The sequence below is a fragment of the Aureimonas sp. SA4125 genome, from assembly GCF_019973775.1.
Taxonomy (GTDB): Bacteria; Pseudomonadota; Alphaproteobacteria; order Rhizobiales; family Rhizobiaceae; genus Plantimonas.
Genome location: NZ_AP025032.1, coordinates 4,250,090 through 4,270,544, shown reverse-complemented (window position 1 = coordinate 4,270,544; position 20,455 = coordinate 4,250,090). Strand labels below are relative to the sequence as shown.

Here is a 20,455-nt window from a genome sequence, read left to right as displayed (position 1 = left end):
ACGGCAGGCGGCAGCGGCCTGTGGCAAGGCTCGTCAGTACCGGCCTCGCCCTCGCGGGTCGGGGCGCGGGTCCGCGGTTTGGCGCCGCGAGCCGGCTAGACGACACCGGTCCGCGCCGGATCGCCCAGCCATCGCGCCTCGTGCCGAATTCCCACCAGACAGCCAAGGACGCCCATGGATCGAATGAAAGACAAGATCGTGCTCGTGCTGGGGGCCGGCTCGGTGGGGGAGGGCTGGGGCAACGGCAAGGCGGCGGCCGTCGCCTATGCCCGCGAGGGCGCGAAGGTGGCCTGCGTCGACATCCATCTCGATGCCGCGCTGAACACCCTCGGCGTCATCGAGAGCGAGGGCGGCGAGGGCCTGGCCCTCTGCGCCGACGTCACCAAGGCGGCCGATATCGCGGCTGTGGTGGACGCGGTGATGGTGCGCTACGGACGCATCGACGTGCTGCACAACAATGTCGGCATCAACCTGCCGGGCGGTGCGGCGGATGCGACCGAGGAGAGCTGGCGGCTGGTGATGGACGTCAATCTCACCAGCGTGTTCCTGGCCTGCAAGGCCGTCCTGCCGATCATGGAGCGGCAAGGAAAGGGCGCGATCGTCAACATCTCCTCGCTCGCCTCGATCCGCTGGACCGGCTATCCCTACATTTCCTACTACGCCTCGAAGGCGGCCCTCAATCATTTCACCCGCGCCGTCGCGGTCGAGTACGCTGGCAAGGGCGTTCGTGCGAACGCCATCCTGCCCGGCGTGATGGATACGCCGCACATCCAGAAGCAGATCAGCGGCTACTACGAGTCGGCGGACGAGATGCGGCGCAAGCGAGACGCCATCGCGCCGATGCGGCGGCAGGGCGATGGCTGGGACATCGCCTGGGCCTCGGTTTTTCTTGCCTCCGACGAGGCGAAATACATCACGGGGATCGAACTTCCGGTCGATGGCGGGCTGCATGTCACCGTGTCCGGCAGCCTGCCGACCTGAGCGGGGAGACCAGAAGAGGCGAACGGCGCGAGGGCGTCGCCCCTCTGTTCCATATTGTGGAGTGAGATTTCGCCTTTTCGGCGTGGCTGGGCTTTGTCTCTTGCCAGTTTGAGGCGTTTCGCCCATGACGATGGGCAAGGCATCAGAACAAGATCCACCCAGTGGACCTGATGCCCGGGCGGCAAAGGCGGCTGTCGGGGAGGAGGGGAGCGGCACATCCGCGTTCGGGCGCCAGTCCGATCGCAAGGTGCAAACCCCGCTGCAGACCTCCCGGTGACAACGGTTGCCGATCGATGCGGCATGGTGCCGAGGGGAGGATGCAAGCGTGAGCTTAGTCAACGAGCCAGCCGGCGACGCCGCGCTCCTCGCCGGACTCGAAGGCGCGTCGGTTCAGTCCGGATCGCGCTGGATGCGACCCGTGGAAGCGATCGCGGCCCTGCTGCTCGTCGGCATCATCGGCCTGCTTTTGACCGGCGTCGTATCGCGTTACGTGTTTTCCGTCCCGGTGATCTGGATCGACGAGGTCGCCTCGATCTCCTTCCTGTGGCTGGCGATGCTGGGCGCCGGGATGGCGGTCGATCGCAGCGAGCATCTGCGCCTGACCATCTTCCTCAACCTGCTGGCCCCGGAGCGGCGGCAGTTCGTCGCCACGCTGGGCCTGGTCCTGATGGCGCTGTTCCTGGCCGTTATGCTGCGGCCAGCGATCGACTACGCCGCCGAGGAATCCTACGTGACCTCGGCCGCTCTGAACATTCCGATGAGCTGGCGGGCCTCGGCCCTGCCGGCCGGCATCGCGCTGATGCTGCTGCTCGCTCTCGTCAACGCGTTCCGGGGCGTGAGGCTTGTCCATCTCATCCTCTCGGCGGCGTTGATCGCCATCGTCGCCGCCGTGCTGTGGCAGGTGGGCCCAAGCCTGCGCACGCTCGGCAACTGGAACATCCCCATCTTCCTCGTCGGCTTCGTCGGCCTGTTCCTCGTCATGGGCGTGCCGATCGCCTTTTGCTTCGGCCTTGGCACGCTCGCCTTCCTCGCCACCACCACCTCGGTGCCGGTGATGGTGATGATCGGGCGGATGGATGAGGGCATGTCGAGCATGATCCTCCTCTCGGTGCCGATCTTCGTCCTTCTCGGCTGCGTGCTCGACGCGACCGGCATGGGAAAGGCGATCGTCGAGTTCCTGGCTTCCCTCCTCGGCCATGTCCGCGCCGGCATGTCCTATGTCCTCCTCGGCTCGCTTTTCCTCGTTTCCGGCATTTCCGGCTCGAAGGTCTCGGACATGGCGACGGTGGCGCCGGCGCTGTTTCCCGAGATGAAGCGGCGCGGCCACAAGCCGAAGGAGATGACGGCGCTTTTGGCGACCGGCGCGGCGATGGCCGACACGGTTCCGCCGTCGATCGTTCTCATCGTGCTCGGCTCGACGGCCGGTGTCTCGATCGCCGGTCTCTTCACCTCCGGCTTCGTCATCGCGATGGTCTTGCTCGTCGTCCTGGCGCTGCTGGCACGCTGGAAGGCCAGGGCCGAGCTGATGGAGGGGATCAGGCGCGCGCCGATGAAGACGGTCGGCAAGACGCTTCTGATCGCGATCCCCGCTCTGGTTCTGCCCTTTCTGATCCGCTCGGCCGTCGGCGGCGGCGTCGCTACGGCGACCGAAGTGTCGACCATCGCCGTCATCTACGCGATGGCGGTCGGCGCGGTGGTCTATGGCGGCATCCGCTGGTCCCGGATCTACACCATGATGACCGAGACGGCCGCCCTGTCGGGCGCCATCCTCCTCATCCTCGGCACGGCGTCGGCCATGGCCTGGGCGCTGACGCAGACGGGGTTTGCCGGCAAGCTGGTCGGCCTCGTCCAGGTCATGCCCGGCGGCTGGATCAGCTTCATGGGGGTGTCGATCGTCATCTTCATGGTGCTCGGCTGCGTGCTGGAAGGCCTGCCGGCGATCGTCCTGATGGCGCCGATCATGTTCCCCGTCGCCAGGAGCCTCGAGATCAACGACGTGCACTATTCCATGGTCGTCGTCACCGCGATGAACATCGGTCTGATGGCGCCGCCGATCGGCATCGGCTTCTACATCGCCTGCAAGATCGGGGATACGCCGCCTGATCAGGTGATGCGGGCGATCTGGCCCTATATCGGCGCCCTGTTCATCGGGCTGCTCTTGATCGCCGCCTTCCCCTTCCTGTCCACGGCCTTGCTGTGAGGTCTGCCTGAAGCACTGCCAACAACAAAAGACTGCATTTCAAAAGGAGGAAACGACATGACCATCACCCGCAGAAAGATCCTGCTCGGCTCCGTCGCCGCCGGCGTCGCGACGCATTTTTCGATTCGCACGACCCCGGCACGCGCCGCCGAGTTCACCTTCAAGTTCGCCAACAACCAGGCGGTGACGCATCCCTTGAACATCCGCGCCAAGGAGGCCGCGGACAAGATCGCCGAGGAGAGCTCGGGCCGGATGGAGATCCAGATCTTCCCCTCGAGCCAGTTGGGCGCCGACACCGACATGCTGAGCCAGGTGCGCTCCGGCGGCGTCGAACTGTTCAGCCTGTCGCCGCTGATCCTCTCGACCCTGGTGCCGAATGCCTCGCTGAGCGGCATCGGCTTCGCCTTCCCGGACTACGATTCCGTCTGGCCGGCCATGGATGGCGACCTCGGCGCCTATGTCCGCGCCGAGATCGCCAAGAAGGGCCTCGTGACGTTCGACAAGATCTGGGACAACGGTTTCCGCCAGATCACCTCGTCGAAGGCGCCGATCGCGACGCCTGCCGACCTCGAGAACTTCAAGATCCGCGTTCCGGTGAGCCCGCTCTGGACCTCGATGTTCACCGCCTTCGGCTCGGCACCGGCCAGCCTCAACTTCGCCGAGGTCTACACCGCGCTGCAGACCGGCGTCGTCGACGGCCAGGAGAACCCGCTGGCGATCCTCTCCACCTTCAAGCTCTACGAGGTGCAGAAGTTCTGCTCGATGACCAACCACATGTGGGACGGCTTCTGGATTCTGGCCAACCGTCGCGCCTGGGAAGGACTGCCGGACGATCTCAAGGAGATCGTGTCGAAGAACTTCAACGCCTCCGCCGACATGCAGCGCAAGGACGTCATGGATCTCAACGCCTCGCTGCGGGGCGAGCTGGAGTCCAAGGGCATGGCCTTCAACGATCCCGATCCCGCGGCCTTCCAGGAAAAACTCAAGGCGGCCGGTTTCTACAGCGACTGGAAGAGCAAGTACGGCGACGAGGCCTGGGCCATCCTCGAAAAGGCTGTCGGGCGCCCGCTCGGCTGATCGAGGGCAGGCGGCGGTGGGCAAAGCGATGAACGACGCTGCGGTCGGTGTTCCTGACGGGGACCTAGCTGCGGGCGCCATCGCCGGTTCCGGCGCTCAGGCGGTGGAGCGGGCCCTCAGCCTGCTCTCCGCCGTCGGCCGCGGCGCCGAACGCGGCGTCACGCTGAGCGAGGCGGTGTCGGAGAGCCGTCTCAACAAGCCGACCGCCCGGCGTCTCCTGATGGCGTTGATCCGGGCGCGCATGGTCGATCAGGACGAGGTCAGCCGGCGCTATTTTCTCGGGGGCGAGCTCTATGTCCTCGGTCTCCTCGCGGCCCGCCGTCACGGACTTCTCGAGATCGCCGGCGAAAGTCTCAGGCGGCTGTCGGCCGTCACCACCGATACCAGCTTCCTGTCGATGCGGCGCGACGACTATGCGGTCTGCCTGCACCGCGAGGAGGGCACGCATCCCGTTCGAACGCATGCGCTGCTACAGGGCGACCAGAACCCGCTTGGCGTCGGCGCCGGCTCGCTGGCGATGCTGTCGGCGCTGCCCGACGGCGAAGTCGAGGCGATCATCGAGCGGATCGTCGAGCCGATGGCCACGCGCTATCCCGGCTACTCCCAGGCGATCATCCGCGCCGACATCGCCCGCACGCGCGAGACGGGATTTGCGCTCAATCCGGGACGGGTACTGGCCAGCTCCTGGGGGATCGGCATGGCGCTGCGGTTTCCCGACGGCCGTGTGGCCGGGGCGCTGTCCATCGCCGCCATCGACAGCCGGATGACGCGCGATCGGCAGCCCGAGCTGGCGGCGCTGCTCGGCGAGGAAGTTCGCCGCATGGAAGCCAAGCTGGCGCGGCTGTTCCGCGACGGGCGGCCCGCTCCCCGGGCACCGAGGATCACTCTCCCCGACACGAAATCCCATTCCGCCGCCTGAGGCGATCGGATCTGAAGGAGAATACCCATGGCAGAAGCGCAGATCGTCGGCTGGGCCCATTCGAAATTCGGCAAGTCCGAGGCGCCTTCGACGCGCGAACTGATGGCCGAGGTGATCGGTCCGGCGCTGGCGCATGCCGGCATCGCGGCCGGCGACGTCGACGGCATTTTCGTCGGCGTCTACAACAACGGCTTCTCCAAGCAGGATTTCCAGGGTGCGCTTGTCGCGATGGCGTCCGATGGCTTCGACCACGTGCCGGCGGTGCGGCTGGAGAATGCCTGTGCGACCGGCTCGGCGGCACTCTTTTCGGCCATGGACTTCATCGCCGCCGGGCGCGGGCGGATCGCGCTCGTCGTCGGCGCGGAAAAGATGACGGCCCTGCCGACGCGCGAGACCGGGGACATCCTCCTCAGCGCCTCCTTCCGGCAGGAGGAAGCCGATGTCGAGGGCGGCTTTGCCGGCCTCTTCGGCCGCATCGCGGGCGCCTATTTCCAGCGCCATGGCGACCGTTCCGAGGAACTGGCGATGATCGCCGCCAAGAACCACCACAACGGGCTCGCCAATCCCTATGCCCACATGCAGAAGGATTTCTCCGTCGAGTTCTGCAACACGGTCTCCGACAGGAACCCCTATGTCGCCACGCCCCTGCGGCGCACCGACTGCTCGCTGGTCTCGGACGGCGCGGCCTGCCTCGTCCTTGCCGATGCGGAGGTCGCGGCGACGATGCAGCGCGCGGTGGCGTTCCGGGCAAGAGCGCATGTCAACGACATCCTGGCGCTGTCGCGGCGCGATCCGATTGCCTTCGAAGGGGCGCGGCGCGCCTGGAGCGCGGCACTGGAGAGTGCCGGCGTCGGTCTCGACGATCTCGACCTCGTCGAGACGCACGACTGCTTCACCATTGCCGAGCTGATCGAATACGAGGCGATGGGGCTGGCAAAGCCCGGCGAAGGGCATCGCGTCATCCGCGAAGGCGTGACGCAGCGGGGCGGGCGGCTGCCGGTCAACCTCTCGGGCGGTCTGAAATCGAAGGGCCATCCGATCGGTGCCACCGGCGTCTCGATGCATGTGATGGCGGCGATGCAGCTCTGCGGCGAAGCCGGCACGATGCAATTGGAGGGCGCTTCGCTGGCCGGCGTCTTCAACATGGGCGGCGCCGCCGTCGCCAACTACGTGTCGATCCTGGAGCGCACGAAATGACGGGCGATCCGAAGGGCGGGGTGGCGCCGCAGTCGGTGCGGGTGATGAATCTCGCCCGCTTCGTCACCCAGGCCGCCCGCCGCGAGCCGGAGGGCGTGGCGCTGGTCTGGGGCGCGGCGACGTGGAGCTGGACCGCCTTCGACGCCCGCATCGATGCGATGGCGACGGCACTGGCGAAGCGCTTCGGCGTCGCCAAGGGCGACCGGATCCTGGTGCAGTCGCAGAACTGCAACCAGATGTTCGAATCGATGTTCGCCTGCTTCCGCCTCGGCGCCGTCTGGGTGCCGACGAACTTCCGCCAGACACCGGACGAGGTCGCCTTTCTTGCCAAGGCGAGCGGCGCCACCGGCATGATCTGCAATGCGGCCTTTCCTGATCATGTCGCCGCCAGCCGGCGCGACTGTCCCGAGATCGGCTTCGTCATCGCGATCGGCGACGCGGATTTCGGCCCTTCCTATGACGGGCTGGTCGAGGCGTTTCTCGGGCGGAAAGTCGAGGAAGCCCGCGTCGATCGCGACGATCCCTGCTGGTTCTTCTTCACCTCCGGCACCACCGGCCGGCCGAAGGCGGCGGTGCTGACGCATGGCCAGATGGCTTTCGTCATCAACAACCATCTCTGCGACCTGATGCCGGGCCTCACCGCGGACGATGCCGCGCTCGTCGTCGCGCCGCTGTCGCATGGGGCGGGCGTCCACCAGCTGACGCAGGTGGCGCGCGGCGTGAAGACGATCCTTTTGCCGACCGAGCGTTTCGACATCGACATGGCCTGGCAGCTGATCGAGCGCTGGCGTGTCTCCACCCTCTTCACCGTGCCGACGATCCTGAAGCTCCTGGTCGAGCACGAGGCCGTCCGGCGCTACGACCATTCCTCGCTGCGCTACGTCATCTATGCCGGCGCGCCGATGTACCGCGAGGACCAGAAGCGCGCGCTGAAGACGCTGGGTCCCGTGCTGGTGCAGTATTTCGGCCTCGGCGAGGTCACGGGCGCCATCACCGTGCTGCCCCCGGCGCTGCACGCGGAAGAGGACGGCGACGGTGTGCGCCTCGGCACCTGCGGCGCCGAACGCACGGGCATGCAGGTATCGATCCAGGACGAGACGGGCAGGGAAGTCGCGCCGTTCGAGACCGGCGAGATCTGCTGCACGGGGCCCGCCGTCTTCGCCGGCTACTACGACAACCCGGAAGCCAATGCGAAGGCGTTTCGCGACGGCTGGTTCCGTACCGGCGATCTCGGTCATGTCGACGATCAGGGTTTTCTCTACATCACCGGCCGTGCCTCGGACATGTACATATCCGGCGGCTCGAACGTCTATCCGCGCGAGATCGAGGAGAAGATCCTGACGCATCCGGCGGTCAGCGAGGTGGCGGTGCTCGGCATGCCCGATCCGCTATGGGGCGAGGTCGGCATCGCCGTCTGCGTCGCGCGCGCCGGTGCCGTCGTCACCGGGGCCGAGATCGCCGCGCATCTCGATGGGAAGATGGCGCGCTACAAGCTGCCGAAGCGCTACCTCTTCTGGGAAGCCCTGCCGAAATCGGCCTATGGCAAGATCACCAAGAAGCTCATTCGCGAAGAACTGGAGCGCCGCGGGGAACCCGCCACGGAAGCGGAGGATGCCGCATTCGATGGCGGCTCCGGCGCCCGGCAGACCGCCTGATGCGCCCGATCGTCCATCCCGGCCCTCCCGCGCAACCGCGCGTTGAGGCCGTCGCCACCGCGCTCGTGCCGCTCGACGGCTACCTTCTGCCTGGCGAGACGGTGATGGCAGGGGTCGCGCGAACATTCGCCGCCGCCGGCTGCCGGGGCGGCGTGCTGCAGCTCGAGGGCGGCGCTTGCGACCCCTTCCGCTACGTGCTGCCGGCGCTGTCCTCCGATCCCCGGCATGCCGCCTGGTACAGCGACACGCTGGCGCCGGAGCACGGCGCGACGATCCTGCAGGCCACCGCCATGGTCGGCCGCCGCGACGGCGGGCCCTTCCTGCACTGCCACGGTCTCTGGGCCGTCGGCGCAGAGGCGCCGCGCATGGGCCACATGCTGCCTTTCGACAGTGTCGTCTCCGTGCCGATCCGCGTGAGCGGCTATGGAAGTGCCACGGCCTGGTTCGAGGGGGCGCCGGATGCCGAAACGAATTTCACGCTGTTCTCGCCGAAGGGCGCCTCGGGGTCGGAAGGGGCTCGCAATCTTTTCCTGCGGGTGCGGCCCAACGAGGATATCGGTGCGGCCGTCGCCGCGGCCTGCGAACGTCAGGGGATCGGCGCGGGGCAGATCCTCGGCATCGGCAGCATCCACGAGCCTGCCTTCGATGACGGGCGACACGTGCCATGCCCGGCGACCGAAATCCTGATCGAACGGGGCGAGGTGACCGACCTTGCGGGCGGTCTGGTGGCCGAACTGGATGTTGCGGTCGTCGACGTCGCCGGGGCCATTACGCGGGGTCGCCTGCAGCTTGGCGAAAATCCGGTCGGCGTGACGTTCGAGCTGCTGATCGTCGGCGCCACCGATACCGGCCGATCCTAGCCCTGGCCGCCAGGGACCGAAAAGCTGACCGACAGTTTCGCCTCACATCGGCGGATGGACTGAGTCGCCGTTCATCCAGCATCTCAGCAGGCAGCTGCTGCGTGGCAGGAATAGGCCGGGAAGGAAGCGTCGGCTGGAGCCCGCCGTACTGAAGATCGGCGTCGGTATCGCATCCGATCAGGCCCGGCAGTCCGTGATCGCGCACTTGGAGGGATCTTTGCCAGGAGGTGTGCGGGCCGCACAGGCGATGTCCCCGAATCGCTCGAAGCCGCTGGTCGTTCAGTCTGCAGTGCCTGGCCCGAATACCGGCTCGCGCTTGGCGAAGAAGGCCGCGGCTCCCTCCTTGAGGTCCTTGCCGTCGAAGATCATCTGTTGCGCGGCGTTGCCACGCGACAGGGCCGCGTCGACGGGGAGGTCGAGCGCCATGTCGACGAGCGTCTTGGCCAGGCGGTTGGACAGGGGCCCCCGCTGGGCGATTTCGACCGCCAGGCCGCGCGCCTCCTCCAGCGCGCCGCCGGCCGTAACCCGGTTCACGAGGCCCCAGGCCAAGGCGCGCTCGCTGTCGAGGATCATGCCTGTGAACAGCATCTCCTTTGCGCGCGCCGGACCGACAAGCCGGGCAAGACGCACGGCGCCGCTGGCCGCCAGGCCCCCCAGCCGGCTCTCGGGAAGGCCGACACTTCCGCTTTGTGCCAGCACCCGCAGATCGCAGGCCAGCGCCAGTTCGAATCCCCCTCCGAGCGCCGGTCCGTCGATCGCCGCAATCGTCGGGCACGGGAGCGCCGCCAGTTTGCGCAGGACATGGTCCTCGTAGAGGATCTTATCCTCGCTGGCGTTCGCGCCGAGCGAGGAGAATTCGCGGATATCGCTGCCGGCGCAGAAAACCGCCGGTCCGCCATGCAGGATCACGCAGCGGATGGAAGGATTGCCGGTCAGGGCGGCGATCGCGGCGTCGAGGTCGCGCAGGAGCGCGCGCGTGACCAGGTTGAGCCGGCCCGCATCCAGGCCGAGCTCGGCCACCGCACCGTCAATGCGAAGGCTGACCATGCCGGCCGTGGCGCCAGTGCGGTCCGTCACCGGGTCAGCTCGCGATCTTGGTCTGCGGCGTGACGCCGTGCAGCACGCCCATGCGCTCGAAATGCTGGTGGATGCGATCGACGTAGGAGGCAAAATCGGGAGCGTCGCCAAGGACGATCGGGCGCGGGCGCGGGAGGCTGACCGTGATGTCGTCGACCACCACGCCCGGGCTCGGGCTCATGACGATGATGCGGTCGGAGAGGCCGACGGCCTCTTCGACGCTGTGGGTGATGAAGATCACGGTGGGGCGGCGGCGAAGCCAGAGCTGCTCGAGATCGGTGCGCACCTGCAACCGGGTGAGGGCATCGAGCGCGCCGAAGGGCTCGTCCATCAGGAGCACGTCCGGCTCGTGGACGAGGGTCCGGATCAGCGAGACGCGTTGGCGCATGCCGCCGGAAAGCTGGCGCGGGTATTTGTCCATGGCGTGCTCGAGCCGGAGCTGAGCGAAGAGGTCCCGGGCGCGGTCGGCGATCATCTTGCGGTCGAGCCCGCGGATGTCGGCGTGCAGCATGACATTGTCGAAAGCCGTGCGAAAATCCAGGAGCAGATGGTCCTGGAAGGCGATGCCGACATTGGTGATCGGACGGGTGACGGCCTTGCCGTCGCAGAGGATCTCGCCGGTCGAGTGCTTCATCAGCCCCGCCACCATCAGCATCAGCGTGCTCTTGCCGCAGCCGGACGCGCCGACGACGGAGATGAACTGGCCGGCCGGGATCTCGAGGTCGACCGGACCCATGGCGCGGAAGGGCGTGTCCCCGCCCTCACCGAAAACCTTCGAGACGTTGCGGATGGAGATGGGAACGCCGGTCTTCTCGGCGTGGGTCTCGGAAAGCGCCATGGTAGCCTCCTGCCGTTCAGGCCGCGGGAGCGGCGGATGCCGCAACGGCGGCAAGGGGTGTCTTGGAAAGAAGAAGCGCCTTGCGCCCCTTCTGCACGACTTCGTCGCGCTGGTTCACGAGCTCGACATCGAAGGTCGCGATCGCCTGGTCCGGTCGGGAGCGGGAATCGCGGATTTCGGCAATGACGTAGCTCACGAAAATCGTGTCGCCGAGGAAGATCGGGCCGACGAACCGCCAGTCGGAAATCCCCAGAAAGGCGATCGCCGTTTCGCGCAACTCGCCCGTCCGCGCCCACATCAGACCATGGGCAAAGGACAGGCCGAGCATGCCGTGCGCGACGCGGCGACCGAACTGGCTTTTGGCCGCGTATACGTCGCTGGTATGCAGTTCCGAGAAATCGCCGGTCAGGCCCGCAAAGGCCATGACGTCTGCCTCGCCCACGGTGCGACCTGGGCTGCGGAAGCGCATGCCGGTAAAGAGGTCGTCGAAGCGATAGCTCATCGGTTTGTCCTGGGCTGGATGGCGGGCGGAGAGCCCCCGGCCGATGCCGGGGGCCTTCGGTGCAGCCTTACTGGCAGGGACGAAGGTCGCCCTCGGGCGGCAGGTAGTCATTGGTGTAGTAAGTGACGGGATCCTGGCCGTTGGGCAGGAGGCCGACCTGCGAGAGCAGCTCCTGGGTCTTGACCCACTGGGCCGGTTCGGCCCTTCCGATGAACTTGGCGTCGCCGCTGCAGAACAAGGGCGTGATGGCGGCCAGCTCTGCCGCGACCAGCTTCTCGTCGGAGTCGGGGAAGAGTTCCTTGACGTCCGCCACGGCCTCTGCCGGCTTGTCGAGGGCAAAGCTCCAGCCCTTCAGGCTTGCGGCGATGAAGCTCTTCACGACTTCAGGGTTCTTCTCGAGGAAGTCGTTGGCAGCGAAGATCGAAGTCGAGACCGTCGGGACGCCGTTGTCGGCGAAAGGAAACTCGTCGATCTCGGCGCCCTGGGCCCGAAGCTGGATGGCATAGGCGTCGAGCGAGCCGAGGATCGCCTGGACCTGGCCCGTGAGCAGGCTTGGCACCATCGAGGTCATCGGCATGTTGAGGAGCTGCAGGTCGGATTCCTGGAGTTCGTTGGCCTTCAGCAGAAGCGGCAGCATCGTCGTCTGCGACGAGCCCGACGGCACGCCGATGGTCTTGCCCTTGAGGTCGGCGAAGGACTTGATGCCGGTCGCCTTCAGCGCGATCAGCTCGTTCGGGTTGGACTGGTAGATCGTCGAGACGACGCGCATCGGCGCGCCCTTGGCGATCAGCTGGCTGACGGCGACCGCGTCGGCATAGGCGAGCTGCGACTGGCCGCTGGCGACGAGCTGGGCGGTGTTGCCCGAGCCATTGCCCTGGACGATGGTCACGTCGAGGCCGGCTTCCTTGTAGAAGCCTTGTTGCAGCGCCGCCGCGAAGCCCGCATTCGCGCCGCCGGCCGTCCAGTTGAGCTGGAAGGTGACGGCGGTCTGGGCGGCGGCGGTGCCCGTCAGCGCGGTCATCGCGAGCAGTCCCGCCGCGGCGGTGGTCTTCAGGATATGCAGCATGTTGGTTCCTCCCAGGATTGAAATGATGACGGCCGCCCCTCCCGGGCGGGCGCCGGTTAGTCCGCCCCGGATCGCTGCCAGGGCGTCATCAACCATTCGCTGAACTCGACGACGTAGTTGATCAGGATACCGATGAACGTCAGGACGACGAGGACGGCGAAGGTCAGTTCGATGTCCATGGTGCTGGTGCCGCGCAGAAGCACGTAGCCCAGACCCTGGTTGGCGCCGACGAATTCGGCGACGATGGCCGCGGTGGCCGCGATGGTGGCCGACGTCTTGACGCCGGAGAAGATCACGGGGAGCGCCGAGGGCACGCGCAGGTAGCGGAACGTCTGCCATATCGAGGCGCCCATCGAGCGTGTCAGATAGAGAAGCCGCTGGTCGAGGATCTGGAAACCGCTGATGCTGGCGATGAGCAGCGGAAAGAAAGTCATGAGGACGGTGAGAAGAACCTTCGATTCCATGCCGAAGCCGAGCCAGACCAGGAACAGCGGCGCGACCGCGATCTTCGGGACGAGCTGGAGAAGCATGATCGGCGGATAGAGGACCTGCCGGGCGAGCGGTGACAGGGCGATCACGAGGCCGATTGGAATGGCGGTCAGCAGCGTCAGCCCGAAGCCGAGGACGATCTCCGTCAGCGTCACCAGAGAATGCGTCCAGAGCATCGGCGCATCGGAAATGACGCGGGAAAACACCGCGCCGGGCGCCGGCAGCAGGTAGGCCGGGATCTCGAAGAAGCGCACCGAGAGCGACCAGAAGGCGATGATCACCAGGAATGTGAGGGGCGGAAGCGAATTCCACCCGAGCGCGCGCGCCCGCCGCATCGCCTTCGAGGGGCCGCGTGCTGCGGGCTCCTGCGTGTCTGCCGCCACGGGACCTGAAAGACCCGGCGCGGGCGTCATCTGCTGAATGGCCATCGACCTTCCTCCCTGTTCGGTGGCTCCCTTAGGGAAGCCTTGCCGCTCCGTCCCTCTGCCCTCGGCTGACCCGGGCGCTACCCGGTCGCCCTCCCGGCGGACGGAATGTATCCGCTTGCATTTTCCCACGCCGTGTTCCACCCCGACGGGGTGGCGCAGGCCGACCGTCAGGCCGCGGCGCGATCTTTTCCGCCAAGGCCCGCCTCCGCCGCGAGCCTGCGGCGGGGGGAGCGGGCACTGTGGCCGAACTTGCCGAACTCGGCGGCCAATCCCATCGGTTCGGGCTTGAAAAGCCGTGCATCCATGAGCTGAAGGCTCGGGGAGACGCTCGGCCGGAACGCCATGTGGGCGAAGATATCGCGTTCGAGATCGACACCCGGGGCGATCTCCACGAGTTCCAGTCCCGCCGCCCCGACATCGAAGACGGCGCGTTCGGTGACGAACAGGGCCTTGCGTCCTTCCTCACGAGCAAAGGCGCCGCTGTAGCAGATCTGCCGTACCGCCTCGACGAACTTGGAATGCCGCCCCTCTTCCAGAACCGTCAACTTGCCGCCGCCGCCCTCGACGCGCAGGCCGCCGGCCGTGAACGTGCCGCTGAACACGACCTTGCGGGCGTTCTGGCTGATGTTGATGAAGCCGCCGATGCCGACAATGGTATCGCCGAAGCGGCTGACATTGACGTTTCCGGCGGCGTCGATCTCGGCAAAGGACAGGAAGGCGATGTCGAGCCCGCCACCGTCGTAGAAGTCGAACTGGTAGGGCTGGTCGACCATGGCGTCGAAGTTCTGCGCGGCCCCGGAATCGGGCCCGGTCATCGGCGCGCCGCCGATGAAGCCCTGCTCGTTGCTGAGGGTGATGCTGTCGAGGATGCCCTCCTCGGCCGCAACGGCCGACACGCCGGTCGAGATTCCCGCGCCGAGGTTGCAGACGGCACCGGGAATGATCTCCATTGCCGCGCGGCGGGCGATGATCTTGCGCTCGGTGAACGGCAGACGGCGCATGGCCTCCGTCGTCACCCGCATCTCGCCGGCATAGCTGGGCTCGTAGGCGCTGGCATAGGTCTGGCGCTGCTCCGGGTCGACCACGACATAGTCGACGAGAATGCCGGGAATGCGGACGCTGCGCTGGGGCAGGGTGCCCCGCCGTGCCAGCCGCTTGACCTGGACGACGACGGCGGCGCCGAGGCGCCGGGCGGCCTGGGCGCAGGAAAGCATCTCGCCCGGAATCGCCTCCTCTTCCATCGAGACGTTGCCGTCCTCGTCCGCGGTGGTCCCGCGCAGGATCACGACGTCGAGCGGGAAAGGCTTGAATCGAAGCCATTCCTCGCCGCCGATGGTGAGGAGTTCGACAATGTCCTCCTTCGCGGCCTCGTTCTGGCGTCCTCCCGACTGGCGCGGATCGACGAAGGTATGAAGACCCGTGCGGGTAATGAGCCCGGGCCGACCACCGGCGATCTCGCGGACAAGCTGCGAGATGACGCCCTGCGGAATGGTGTAGGATTCGATCGCCTCGTCGAGCGCCAGCTTGATCAGCGGCGGCGAATCAACCAGGGCGCTCGTCAGCGACCGCTTCAGCATGCCGGGGTGGCGGAACCGTGCCGCACCCTTCAGCTGGCGATCCCCGATGCCGACCGCGTGGATCAGGGTGAGGTCGCGCGGCTCGCCGACGTCGAGGAAACGCGCCTCGATCGCCGCCAGCACCGCCTCGGGAACGCAGTGGCCGCCGCCCGAACCGCTGACGAGAACGCTGTCGCCGGGCTCGATGAGGCTTGCCGCCTCACTCGCCGTGATGACTCTCATTTCGCCTCCCTGCCACCGTTGACAACGGTCCGATTTGTCATGTAACCGATTGCATACTGAACCGGACCAGACCTTGTCAAGCGGTCTCAAGAAATGGCAAGGACGATTAAGGCCCCCGAAGAGGGCGCTTCACCGACAGCCTGCTTTTCAAGAGCAGGACGGCAACCGGTTGCACAAGGAGGGGATTCGAGATGGGCCTGGCGGGCGGCGGCGTATTGGCGATCTGGAACGGCATCGCCGATGAGGCGGAGGCTGACTTCCTCTCCTGGCACGTTCGCGAGCACATTCCCGAGCGAGTGGCCGTACCAGGATTTCTGCGCGGCCGGCGTTATGTCGCGGTGCGCGGTGAGCCGAAATACTTCAACTTCTACGAGACCGATACGCCGGCCGCCCTCAGCTCTCCGGCATATATCGAGCGCCTCAACGCTCCCTCCGAATGGACGAAGCGGGTCGTGCGTCATTTCCGCCAGACCTCCCGGACGGCATGCAGCCTCGTCTACTCCGCCGGTGAAGGCGATGGCGCCTTCGTGGCGACGTTGAGGATGGCGACGCGGGCCGCGCCTGAGGAATTTCTCGGCCGTTTGACCGCCGGCCTCGAGAACTTGAGGGACCAGCGGGGGGTGGTCGGGGTTCATCTCCTGCGCGGCGAAGCGGGTTCCGACGGCGGGGCAACCGCAGAAAAGGCGTTGCGCGGCGAGCCGGACCAGACGGCCGCCTGGATCCTGCTGGCCGAGGCGACCAATCCCGAGCCTCTCGAAGCAATTCTCACCGGCGAGCTCGACGTCCTCCTTGGAACTGTCGAGGCGACTTGCCCGCCCGAGGATCGCGGGATCTATCGTCTGCAGTATTCGCTCGGCCGCGAGCAGTTGTCGGGCCCGAGCCTCAGACGGTGAGCAGGGGAACGCCATGGCAAGGATGAAGGCGGGGGGCGAGGCGCACGAAGTGCCGCGGCGCGCGATCGAGGCATCGGAATCGCCCCACAGGGGCGGCGTCGGCCTTCGTGACGTGGCGCGAGCCGTGGGCGTCTCGACCGCGACGGTGTCTCGCGCCATCAACCGGCCGGAGGTGGTTTCTCCGGAATTGCGCGAGCGCATTTCCCTGGCCGTCGCCGAGCTCGGCTGGATTCCGGACGGGCGCGCGCGCGCCTTCACGACGGGCCGCTCGCAGACCATCGGCGCCGTGTTTCCAACCCTCGGTCTCGGCGACTTTCCCCGGGCTGCCAACGCCATCCAGCGCCAGCTTCTCGACGTGGGCTACACGCTGCTCCTGGCCTGTTCCGAATATGACCCGGAACTGGAGTTTCAGCAGGTCCGCAAGTTCGCCGAACGCGGGGTCGACGGCGTCATCCTCGTCGGTCTCGCCCACCATCCCGAACTGCTGCCCTTCCTGAAGCAGCGCAACCTGCCCTTTATCAGCTCCTTCATCTACGAACCTGCCTTCCACGGCAGTTGCGTCGGCCCGGACAATCACAAGGCCCTCGTCAAGATGACGGATTATCTGGCCGATCTCGGACATGTCCGCTTTGCGGTGATCGCCCAGGAGACCGAGAACAACGACCGCGCCGGCGCCCGGCTTGCCGGGATCCGGGACGCGCTGGCTTTGCGCGGCCTCGCGGTCCGCCCCCAGCACCTGGCGATCGGGACGTGGACGATCGAGGAAGGGCGCCGTCTCTTTGCGCAGGTGATGGACACTGATCCAAAGCCGACCGCCATCATCTGCGGCAATGCCCCGCTCGCCGTCGGCGCCATGCTCGAGGCCCTCGCCAGCGGACGACGCGTCCCCGAGGAGGTGTCGATCGTCGGTTACGACGACATCGAGATCATGAGCCATCTGGCGGTATCCGTGACCACGGTCCGCGTTCCCGGCGAGGAGATCGGCTACCGCGCGGCGCGGCTGATCGTCGACCGGGTCGAGCAGCGCGAGCCCGATTATCCTCTGGAGAGCGAGGCGGAGATCGTCATTCGCGAGTCCTCCGGCCCACCTCCAAAGGAGTGAATACGATCGCATGAACACGCCCGTCGACAGCCACGACATCACCAAGCCTTCTGCCTCGCGCCCCGACATCACCGGCGAGACCCGCATCGTTGCCATCGTCGGCGATCCGATCCGGCAGGTGAAATCGCCGGTCAGCTTCAACGCGGAGTTCGCGCGGCGCGGAATCGATGCCGTCATGGTGCCGTTCCAGTTCCCTTCGGCGTCCTTCGATGCCGACATGCCGGCCCTCATGCGGCTCGCCAATCTCGGCGGCATCGTCGTGACGATGCCCTTCAAAACCCGGATCATGCCGATGCTCGCAGGCTTCAGCGCGGCCGCACGGTCGGTCGGCGCAGTCAACGCCCTGCGCCGGCTGCCGACCGGCGACTGGTTCGGCGACATCTTTGATGGCGTGGGTCTCATCGGCGCGGCGCGCAGCATCGGCATCGAGCCGGCGGGGCTTCGGGTCGGCCTGATCGGCGCGGGGGGCGCCGGCAGCGCGATCGCCTTCGCCCTCGCCGGCGCCGGCATCCGCTCGCTCGCCATCGTCGACCAGGATGCGGCGCGCGCCCGCGATGTCGCCCGGCGGATCGGCGACGCCGGCACGACGGCGCAGGCCGTCGCCGCGCTCGTGCCCGGCGACCTCGACCTTCTCGTCAATGCCTCGCCCGTCGGAATGTCGCCCTCCGACGGCCTGCCCGTCGATGTCGCGAGCCTTCACGCGGGTGTTGCCGTCGTCGACATCGTGACGCGGCCGACGACCCCGCTGCTGGATGCGGCGCGACGTCTCGGCTGCCGCCATGCCGGGGGCGCCGCGATGGTCGCCGCGCAGACGTCCGCGATCATCGACTTTCTTCAGATCGGGTCCGACCGGGCCTGAACCATCACACCTTCAGCTTTGGGAGATGAACATGAAACTACTCCGCCACGGGCCGGCCGGCGCCGAAAAGCCGGGAATTCTCGATGCCGAGGGGCGCGTCCGTGACCTCTCCGGCATCGTCCGCGACATCGACGCCGCAACGCTCTCGCCCGAAGGGCTCGACCGGTTGCGCGCGCTCGACCTTTCATCGCTGCCGCTGGTCGAGGAGAACGTCCGGCTCGGCGTGCCCGTCGCCCATGTCGGCAATCTCGTCTGCATCGGCCTCAACTACACCGACCATGCCGAGGAAACGAACGCGCCGATCCCGTCGCAGCCGATCATCTTCAACAAGCACACGGGGTCCCTCAGCGGCGCCTTCGACGATGTGATCCTGCCGCCGGGTTCGACGAAGCTCGACTGGGAGGTCGAACTCGCCTTCGTCATCGGCCGGCCGTGCTGGCACGTCTCGGAGGAGGAGGCTCTTTCCTACGTCGCCGGCTACACCATCCTCAACGATCTCTCCGAGCGCGAATACCAGCTCGAATGGGAGGGCCAGTGGGCCAAGGGCAAGAGCTATCCGACCTTCGCTCCCTGCGGCCCCTACCTGGTGACGCCGGACGAGGTCGGCGATCCGCAGAACCTTGATCTGTGGCTGGATCTCAACGGCCATCGCGAACAGACCGGCACGACGACCCGCATGATCTTCACCTGCGCGCACATCGTCGCCTATGCCAGTCGCTTCATGGCGCTGCAGCCCGGCGATATCATCACGACCGGCACGCCTCCCGGCGTCGGCCTCGGCCGCAAGCCGCCGGTTTTCATGAAGGAGGGCGACGTCATGCGGCTGGGGATCTCGGGTCTCGGCGAGCAGCAGCAGACGCTGAAGTCGCGTACCGCATGAGCGGCGCCAGAAGGGAACGGCTGAACGGCGGCTAACCAGCCCGATGACGGCAGGCGATCAGAAGGAAAGTCTGTCGTCCCAAACGATCGATGCCGGATGGCTGTCACCGGAGGCGGCATTTTAGCTTCAGAGCAGCAGGTCGTGCATCCGATTTCATGATGCGGCATCGTTCAACGCCTGGTCGATCCAGGACCGGTCATCGGCACCAGAGCGGATCGCTTCCAGCATTTTCTGCTCCGCGGCATGTTTCTCGGCGGCGCGATCGTGGATCCGTTCGACCTCGGCGGGGGCGATGGCCAGCAGTCCGTCGGTGTCGCCGCAGACGAGGTCGCCGGGCGATACCGACAGGCCCGCGACGGCGATCGGCATGTTGATCGTGCCCGGACCGTTCTTGTACGGGCCGCGATGGGTGATCCCCATGGCGAAGACCGGAAAGGTCCCGCGCCTCAGTTCGGCGCTGTCGCGGATCGCCCCGTAGATGATAAGGCCGGCCAGACCGCGCTCTTCGGCATAGGCGGCCATCAACTCGCCGATGATGGCGTTCTCCAGCGCGCCACCCGCGTCGACGACCACCACGTCGCCCGGCGCGGCGAGATCCAGCGCCTTGTGGACGATGAGGTTGTCGCCGGGCCGTGTCTTCACCGTAAAGGCGCTGCCCACCATCCGGCCGCCCCCATGCATGGCGCGCAGCGGCGCCCCGATGCCGTGCAGGCGCTCCATGGAATCGCTGATGGTGGCGACCGGAAGCGCCCTGAAGCGCTCGATCCAGACGGGACTGATGTCGCCGCGTCGGGGATAGATCGTAAAGCCCATCGTCGTCGCTCCGATGCCAATATGTCCGTCGTCATCGGCCGCGGCGCGGCGCCGCGATGATCCGGCACGCCGCGGCCGCCTCCGTTCAGACGAGTGCCTCACCGATCGTGACGCGAAGCGCGGGAAGCTTGTCCACGCGCGCCTCGATCCTGTCGCCCGGATTGACCGGCCCGACACCATGCGGGGTGCCCGTCATGATGACGTCGCCCGGCATCAGTTCGAAATAGGTCGACAGGTTCGCGATGATCTCCGGAATCTTCCAGATCAAGAGGTCCACGTCCGATTCCTGGCGGGTCTCGCCGTTCACCGTCAGTGCGATGCGGCCGGCCTGGATATGGCCGACTTCCGTCGCCGGCACGATCGCGCCGCAGGGAAAGGAATGGTCGAAGGACTTGGCGATCTCCCAGGGGCGTCCACCCCCCTGAATGTCACGGCGCGTCATGTCGATGCCGACGGCGTAGCCGTAGATCTGCTCGAGCGCGCTTTCCTGCGGGATGTTCAGTCCGCCACCCTTCATTGCCAGGACCAATTCCACCTCGAAATGGAAGTCCTTGGTCATCGTCGGATAGGGGATGGTTCCGCCATCCAGCACCAGCGAGTCGGCCGGCTTCTGAAAGAACAGCGGCGCGTCGCGTTCCTCATGGCCGCCCATCTCGCGGACGTGAGCGACATAGTTGCGGCCGACGCAATAGATCCGCCGGACCGGAAACTTGGCGTCAGATCCCAGCACCGGGATCGCCGGCGTTTCAGGGGCGTCGACAACGTACTGACTCATGGATCTTCCTCCCATCATTGGATGGCCAGAAGAAAACACATGAAA

The 20,455-nt window shown here is 66.8% G+C and carries 19 protein-coding genes; 11 read left to right on the top strand and 8 right to left on the bottom strand.

Annotation, left to right across the window (positions count from 1 at the left end):
* Positions 1-174 precede the first annotated feature (174 nt).
* From Sa4125_RS20160 to Sa4125_RS20130, 7 genes are all read left to right on the top strand, one after another.
* Positions 175-981, top strand: coding sequence for an SDR family NAD(P)-dependent oxidoreductase (locus Sa4125_RS20160; RefSeq protein ID WP_224001016.1), 807 nt, complete (start codon positions 175-177; stop codon positions 979-981).
* Between the two features lie 409 nt (positions 982-1,390).
* Positions 1,391-3,181, top strand: coding sequence for a TRAP transporter large permease subunit (locus Sa4125_RS20155; protein WP_224008060.1), 1,791 nt, complete (start codon positions 1,391-1,393; stop codon positions 3,179-3,181).
* 57 nt (positions 3,182-3,238) lie between these two features.
* On the top strand, positions 3,239-4,258 hold the full coding sequence (locus tag Sa4125_RS20150) for a TRAP transporter substrate-binding protein (RefSeq protein ID WP_224001008.1): 1,020 nt from the start codon (positions 3,239-3,241) through the stop codon (positions 4,256-4,258).
* 28 nt (positions 4,259-4,286) lie between these two features.
* Positions 4,287-5,177, top strand: coding sequence for an IclR family transcriptional regulator (locus Sa4125_RS20145; RefSeq protein ID WP_224001006.1), 891 nt, complete (start codon positions 4,287-4,289; stop codon positions 5,175-5,177).
* A gap of 27 nt (positions 5,178-5,204) precedes the next feature.
* Positions 5,205-6,374, top strand: coding sequence for an acetyl-CoA acetyltransferase (locus Sa4125_RS20140; RefSeq protein WP_224001004.1), 1,170 nt, complete (start codon positions 5,205-5,207; stop codon positions 6,372-6,374).
* Complete coding sequence (locus Sa4125_RS20135) at positions 6,371-8,029, top strand: acyl-CoA synthetase (RefSeq protein ID WP_224001002.1); 1,659 nt, start codon at positions 6,371-6,373, stop codon at positions 8,027-8,029. The genes Sa4125_RS20140 and Sa4125_RS20135 overlap by 4 nt, the downstream gene beginning before the upstream one ends.
* Complete coding sequence (locus Sa4125_RS20130) at positions 8,029-8,889, top strand: DUF296 domain-containing protein (RefSeq protein ID WP_224000999.1); 861 nt, start codon at positions 8,029-8,031, stop codon at positions 8,887-8,889. Before Sa4125_RS20135 ends, Sa4125_RS20130 begins: the two co-directional genes overlap by 1 nt.
* A 279-nt stretch (positions 8,890-9,168) precedes the next feature.
* On the opposite strand, the gene Sa4125_RS20125 is transcribed toward Sa4125_RS20130, so the two are convergent.
* The 6 genes from Sa4125_RS20125 to Sa4125_RS20100 form a co-directional block, all read right to left on the bottom strand.
* Positions 9,169-9,966 (bottom strand): enoyl-CoA hydratase-related protein, encoded by a 798-nt coding sequence (locus Sa4125_RS20125; RefSeq protein WP_224000997.1) that lies wholly within the window; start codon positions 9,964-9,966, stop codon positions 9,169-9,171.
* 4 nt (positions 9,967-9,970) lie between these two features.
* Positions 9,971-10,804 carry an ABC transporter ATP-binding protein gene (locus Sa4125_RS20120; protein WP_224000995.1) on the bottom strand — a complete coding sequence of 278 codons (834 nt, stop codon included), beginning with the start codon at positions 10,802-10,804 and terminating at the stop codon, positions 9,971-9,973.
* 16 nt (positions 10,805-10,820) lie between these two features.
* Complete coding sequence (locus Sa4125_RS20115) at positions 10,821-11,306, bottom strand: MaoC/PaaZ C-terminal domain-containing protein (RefSeq protein ID WP_224000993.1); 486 nt, start codon at positions 11,304-11,306, stop codon at positions 10,821-10,823.
* 67 nt (positions 11,307-11,373) lie between these two features.
* Positions 11,374-12,372 carry an ABC transporter substrate-binding protein gene (locus tag Sa4125_RS20110; protein WP_224000991.1) on the bottom strand — a complete coding sequence of 333 codons (999 nt, stop codon included), beginning with the start codon at positions 12,370-12,372 and terminating at the stop codon, positions 11,374-11,376.
* A gap of 56 nt (positions 12,373-12,428) precedes the next feature.
* Entirely contained in the window at positions 12,429-13,289 is an 861-nt protein-coding gene (locus Sa4125_RS20105) for an ABC transporter permease (RefSeq protein WP_224000989.1), read from the bottom strand.
* Positions 13,290-13,456: 167 nt separating this feature from the next.
* Entirely contained in the window at positions 13,457-15,088 is a 1,632-nt protein-coding gene (locus Sa4125_RS20100) for a CoA-transferase (protein WP_224000987.1), read from the bottom strand.
* Between the two features lie 191 nt (positions 15,089-15,279).
* Between Sa4125_RS20100 and Sa4125_RS20095 the strand changes: the two genes are divergently transcribed.
* The 4 genes from Sa4125_RS20095 to Sa4125_RS20080 are packed head-to-tail and all read left to right on the top strand — an operon-like array spanning position 15,280 to position 18,822.
* Complete coding sequence (locus tag Sa4125_RS20095) at positions 15,280-15,981, top strand: DUF4286 family protein (RefSeq protein WP_224000985.1); 702 nt, start codon at positions 15,280-15,282, stop codon at positions 15,979-15,981.
* A gap of 13 nt (positions 15,982-15,994) precedes the next feature.
* Positions 15,995-17,083: a LacI family DNA-binding transcriptional regulator gene (locus Sa4125_RS20090; protein WP_224000983.1), complete on the top strand. Its 1,089-nt coding sequence runs from the start codon at positions 15,995-15,997 to the stop codon at positions 17,081-17,083.
* Between the two features lie 10 nt (positions 17,084-17,093).
* Positions 17,094-17,942 carry a ThiF family adenylyltransferase gene (locus Sa4125_RS20085; RefSeq protein ID WP_224000981.1) on the top strand — a complete coding sequence of 283 codons (849 nt, stop codon included), beginning with the start codon at positions 17,094-17,096 and terminating at the stop codon, positions 17,940-17,942.
* A 31-nt stretch (positions 17,943-17,973) separates the two neighbouring features.
* Positions 17,974-18,822, top strand: coding sequence for a fumarylacetoacetate hydrolase family protein (locus Sa4125_RS20080; protein ID WP_224000979.1), 849 nt, complete (start codon positions 17,974-17,976; stop codon positions 18,820-18,822).
* 153 nt (positions 18,823-18,975) lie between these two features.
* Here the strand turns inward: Sa4125_RS20080 and Sa4125_RS20075 are convergent, their stop codons facing one another.
* Positions 18,976-19,635 carry an RraA family protein gene (locus Sa4125_RS20075; RefSeq protein WP_224000978.1) on the bottom strand — a complete coding sequence of 220 codons (660 nt, stop codon included), beginning with the start codon at positions 19,633-19,635 and terminating at the stop codon, positions 18,976-18,978.
* 85 nt (positions 19,636-19,720) lie between these two features.
* Positions 19,721-20,410 carry a fumarylacetoacetate hydrolase family protein gene (locus tag Sa4125_RS20070; protein WP_224000976.1) on the bottom strand — a complete coding sequence of 230 codons (690 nt, stop codon included), beginning with the start codon at positions 20,408-20,410 and terminating at the stop codon, positions 19,721-19,723.
* Positions 20,411-20,455: the final 45 nt, after the last annotated feature.